The sequence below is a fragment of the Exiguobacterium sp. A1_3_1 genome, from assembly GCF_048985645.1.
GTDB lineage: Bacteria > Bacillota > Bacilli > Exiguobacteriales > Exiguobacteriaceae > Exiguobacterium_A > Exiguobacterium_A indicum.
The window spans coordinates 1-4,467 of the sequence record NZ_WBYY01000216.1 but is presented as its reverse complement, the minus strand read 5'-3'; the positions used below and the strand labels follow the sequence as shown (position 1 = coordinate 4,467).

The window sequence follows — 4,467 nt, the reverse complement described above, 5'->3', positions numbered from 1 at the left end:
GGAATCGAGCCAAATGAAGCAGTCGTATACGATGCAATCGTCATGCAACAAGCTTCACGTCGCCAAGGTACACATGATACAAAAGGTCGCTCGGAAGTTCGCGGTGGCGGCCGTAAACCATGGAAACAAAAGGGTACTGGTCGTGCACGCCAAGGTTCGATCCGTTCGCCACAATGGGTTGGCGGTGGAACAGTCTTCGGTCCAACACCACGTTCGTACGCTTACAAACTTCCTAAAAAGGTTCGTCGTCTCGCACTTCGTTCAGCACTTTCTTCGAAAGTCGCTAACAACGAGTTCATCGTTCTTGAAGGATTGACAATCGATGCTCCTAAAACTAAGGACATGATCGCAGTATTCGCTGCTCTTTCAATTGAACGTAAAGTTCTCGTCGTTACTGCTGATTACAACGAGTCAGTCGTTCTTTCAACACGCAACATCCCAGGTGTCACAGTCGTTGACGCTGCAGGTGTAAACGTCCTTGATCTTGTCGCTCATGACAAAGTCATCATTACGAAGGACGCTGTTGCGAGAGTAGAGGAGGTGCTTGCATAATGGCACACACACACGACATTATCAAACGTCCTGTCATTACTGAACGTTCAGTAAACCAAATGGCTGAGAAAAAGTACACATTCGAAGTAGACGTGAAGGCATCTAAGACTCAAATCAAAGATGCAGTTGAAGCGATCTTCGGAGTGAAAGTTGACAAAGTCAACACATTGATCTCAAAACCAAAAGCAAAACGCGTAGGTCGTCACGCTGGTTACACAGCACGCCGCAAAAAAGCGGTCGTCACGCTTACTGCAGATAGCAAAGAACTCGATTACCTCGGTTAATCGGAACTCTGTAGAAAAGGAGGGAACTCTCGATGGGAATTAAAAAGTTTAAACCGACCACTAACGGTCGTCGTAATATGACTGCACTTGACTTTGCTGAGATTACGGCTTCACGTCCTGAAAAATCGTTAACTGAAAAGCTTTCGAAAAAGGGCGGACGTAATAACCAAGGTCGCTTGACAGTACGTCACCAAGGTGGCGGACACAAACGTAAATATCGTATCATCGACTTCAAACGGAACAAGGATGGCATCGCTGGTCGTGTCGCTACAATTGAGTACGATCCAAACCGCTCTGCTAACATCGCATTGATCCACTACATCGATGGTGAAAAACGCTACATCCTCGCACCGAAAGGCTTGAAAGTAGACATGCAAGTCATGGCTGGACCAGAAGCTGACATTAAAGTCGGTAATGCTCTTCCACTTTCAAACATCCCAGTCGGTACGTTGATCCACAACATCGAACTTAAGCCAGGTAAAGGTGGTCAGCTCGTTCGCGCAGCTGGTACTTCTGCTCAGCTTCTCGGTAAAGATGGTAAATACGCGATCGTTCGTCTTCAATCAGGCGAAACTCGTATGATCCTTGCTACTTGCCGTGCAACAGTCGGCGCTGTCGGTAATGAAGAGCACGAGCTCGTCAATATCGGTAAAGCTGGTCGTTCACGCTGGCTCGGAAAACGTCCTACAGTTCGTGGTTCTGTCATGAACCCAGTCGATCACCCACACGGTGGTGGTGAAGGACGTGCTCCAATCGGTCGTTCGGGCCCACTTACTCCTTGGGGTAAACCGGCACTCGGATACAAAACTCGTAAGAAAAACAAAGCGAGCGATAAATATATCGTCCGTCGTTCTAAAAAATAATTACATGATTTCTGGACGGTTCGTAGGAACCGTTCCTGAATCATGCCAAAGGGAGGTACAACTATGGGTCGCAGCTTGAAAAAAGGTCCATTCGCAGATCACCATCTGCTCGCTAAGGTTGATAAAGCCAACGAAGCTGGTGACAAACATGTCATCAAAACTTGGTCACGCCGCTCGACAATCTTCCCAGAGTTCATCGGTCACACGATCGCTGTCTACGATGGTCGTAAACACGTACCGGTTTACGTGACAGAAGATATGGTCGGTCACAAACTTGGTGAATTCGCTCCAACACGTTCTTACAAAGGACATGCTGGAAACGATAAGAAAACGAAACGTTAATCTGAGGGGAGGTACTCATTATGCAATCAAAAGCATCGGCTAATATGGTTCGCATTGCTCCTCGTAAGGCACGTCTCGTAGTAGACTTAATCCGCGGGAAGCAAATCGGCGAAGCACTTTCGATTCTTGCTTACACGAACAAGGCAGCAACGCCAATCGTTGAGAAAGTATTGAAATCGGCAATCGCGAACGCTGAGCACAACTTCGACATGAACATCGAAAACCTCGTAGTCACTGAGGCTTACGTAAACGAAGGTCCAACGCTCAAACGTTTCCGCCCACGTGCAATGGGTCGCGCAAGCCGCATCAACAAACGTACGAGCCACGTTCACATCGTGGTATCTGAAAAATAAGGAGGGATTACCGTGGGTCAGAAGATTAACCCAACTGGTCTTCGCGTAGGTATCATCAAAGACTGGGAATCACGTTGGTTCGCAGATAAAGACTATGCTGATCTCCTTCATGAAGACTACGTAGTTCGTGAATATATCGAAAAACGTCTTAAAGACGCTAGTGTCTCTAAAGTAGAAATCGAGCGCGCAGCTAACCGCTTGAACATCTCACTTCACACTGCTAAGCCTGGTATGGTTATCGGTAAAGGCGGTTCTGAAATCGAAACACTTCGTAAAGACATCACTAACCTTGCAAAAGGCAAACGCGTTCACGTTAACGTCGTTGAAGTGAAAAACCCGGATGCAGTTGCTAAGCTCGTCGCTGAGAACATCGCTCGCCAACTTGAAGGTCGCGTATCGTTCCGTCGTGCTATGAAGCAATCAATCCAACGCTCAATGCGTTCTGGTATCAAAGGAATCAAGACTGAAGTTTCTGGTCGTCTTGGTGGCGCTGATATCGCTCGTTCTGAGAAGTATTCGGAAGGAACAGTTCCACTTCATACACTCCGTGCAGACATCGATTACGGTACTGCAGAAGCTGATACAACTTACGGCAAAATTGGCGTAAAAGTATGGCTCCACCACGGTGAAGTGCTTCCTACGAAAAAAGCAGCAGCAAACGAAGAATAATCCACATCCGTCTAGGGAAGGAGGCAACACAACATGTTGTTACCAAAACGTGTAAAATATCGTCGTGTTCACCGCGGCAACATGCGTGGTAAAGCGAAACGTGGTACTACAGTACACTTCGGCGAGTTCGGTATCCAAGCTCAAGAAGCTAGCTGGATCACTAGCCGTCAAATCGAATCAGCGCGTATCGCGATGACTCGTTATATGAAACGTGGTGGTAAAGTGTGGATCAAGATCTTCCCACACAAGCCATACACTAAAAAACCTCTTGAAGTCCGAATGGGTTCAGGTAAAGGTGCTCCGGAGGGCTGGGTAGCAGTCGTCAAACCGGGTAAAGTAATGTTCGAAATCGCAGGAGTATCGGAAGAGATCGCACGCGAAGCTCTCCGTCTTGCATCACACAAACTTCCAGTAAAATGTAAGTTCGTAAAACGTGAAGAAAATGGTGGTGATACGAATGAAAGCAACTGATCTCCGTCAGCAAACAACTGAAGAGCTTAACGGTAAAGTCGGTTCGTGGAAAGAAGAGTTGTTCAACCTTCGTTTCCAACTCGCGACTGGTCAGCTTGAGAACCCTGCTCGTATCCGTGAAGTGCGCAAGTCGATTGCACGCGCGAAAACCGTTCTTCGTGAACGCGAACTCGGCATCAACAACGCATAATTCACTCGGATTCTGAGAGGAGGAACACTCAATGGAACGCACTAACAACCGCAAAGTGTTAACTGGACGCGTCGTTTCTGACAAAATGGACAAAACGATCGTAGTTACAGTTGAAACAAAAGTAAAGCACAAGCTTTACGGCAAACGCGTAAACTACTCTAAAAAGTACAAAGCGCATGATGAAAACAACACAGCTAAAATCGGTGATGTTGTACGCATTCAAGAAACACGTCCATTATCTAAGGACAAACGTTTCCGTCTCGTAGAAGTCATTGAAGAAGCAGTAATCATCTAAACTCTAATTAGTTCGGGTGAATAAACATCCGGAGGGAGGTACAATCGTATGATTCAACAAGAATCTCGCTTAAAAGTAGCAGACAACTCAGGAGCTCGTGAAGTCTTGACGATCAAAGTCCTCGGTGGTTCTGGTCGTAAAACTGCTAACATCGGTGACGTTATTGTTTGTACAGTAAAACAAGCAACACCAGGTGGCGTTGTCAAAAAAGGTGAAGTTGTACGCGCAGTAGTCGTTCGTACTAAACGTGGCGTTCGTCGTAAAGACGGTTCGTACATCCGTTTTGACGAAAACGCAGCAGTCATCATCAAAGATGACAAAAGCCCACGTGGCACACGTATCTTCGGACCAGTCGCACGCGAACTTCGTGAAAAAGACTTCATGAAGATCGTCTCGTTGGCACCGGAAGTACTTTAATTCCAAAGAATTCCTACAAGGAGGTGCTCTA

Annotated in this window: 10 protein-coding genes; all 10 read left to right on the top strand. The window is 46.8% G+C overall.

The genetic code is table 11. The features are described from left to right. Window positions 1–552 (top strand): 50S ribosomal protein L4 (gene rplD, locus F8N00_RS16395; RefSeq protein WP_421018591.1); only part of this gene is annotated, 552 nt, incomplete at its 5' end. Then, the gene (rplW, locus tag F8N00_RS16390) at window positions 552–836 is read left to right on the top strand and encodes a 50S ribosomal protein L23 (RefSeq protein ID WP_023466631.1); all 285 of its coding nucleotides are present in this window, start codon (window positions 552–554) and stop codon (window positions 834–836) included. The genes rplD and rplW, both read left to right, overlap by 1 nt. Window positions 837–868: 32 nt before the next feature. Continuing rightward, complete coding sequence (gene rplB, locus F8N00_RS16385) at window positions 869–1,699, top strand: 50S ribosomal protein L2 (RefSeq protein WP_023466632.1); 831 nt, start codon at window positions 869–871, stop codon at window positions 1,697–1,699. A 63-nt stretch (window positions 1,700–1,762) separates the two neighbouring features. Continuing rightward, window positions 1,763–2,041, top strand: a complete 279-nt coding sequence (gene rpsS / locus F8N00_RS16380; RefSeq protein WP_012369013.1) for a 30S ribosomal protein S19 — start codon at window positions 1,763–1,765, stop codon at window positions 2,039–2,041. A 20-nt stretch (window positions 2,042–2,061) separates the two neighbouring features. Beyond that, window positions 2,062–2,394: a 50S ribosomal protein L22 gene (gene rplV / locus F8N00_RS16375; RefSeq protein WP_012369014.1), complete on the top strand. Its 333-nt coding sequence runs from the start codon at window positions 2,062–2,064 to the stop codon at window positions 2,392–2,394. Between the two features lie 12 nt (window positions 2,395–2,406). Next, entirely contained in the window at window positions 2,407–3,063 is a 657-nt protein-coding gene (rpsC, locus tag F8N00_RS16370; RefSeq protein ID WP_023466633.1) for a 30S ribosomal protein S3, read from the top strand. Window positions 3,064–3,096: 33 nt separating this feature from the next. After that, complete coding sequence (gene rplP / locus F8N00_RS16365; RefSeq protein ID WP_012369016.1) at window positions 3,097–3,534, top strand: 50S ribosomal protein L16; 438 nt, start codon at window positions 3,097–3,099, stop codon at window positions 3,532–3,534. Then, on the top strand, window positions 3,521–3,724 hold the full coding sequence (rpmC, locus tag F8N00_RS16360) for a 50S ribosomal protein L29 (RefSeq protein WP_012369017.1): 204 nt from the start codon (window positions 3,521–3,523) through the stop codon (window positions 3,722–3,724). The genes rplP and rpmC overlap by 14 nt, the downstream gene beginning before the upstream one ends. 31 nt (window positions 3,725–3,755) lie before the next feature. Then, window positions 3,756–4,019, top strand: coding sequence for a 30S ribosomal protein S17 (rpsQ, locus tag F8N00_RS16355; RefSeq protein WP_023466634.1), 264 nt, complete (start codon window positions 3,756–3,758; stop codon window positions 4,017–4,019). 48 nt (window positions 4,020–4,067) lie between these two features. Next, window positions 4,068–4,436: a 50S ribosomal protein L14 gene (rplN, locus tag F8N00_RS16350; RefSeq protein ID WP_012369019.1), complete on the top strand. Its 369-nt coding sequence runs from the start codon at window positions 4,068–4,070 to the stop codon at window positions 4,434–4,436. The last annotated feature ends 31 nt before the right edge of the window (window positions 4,437–4,467 follow it).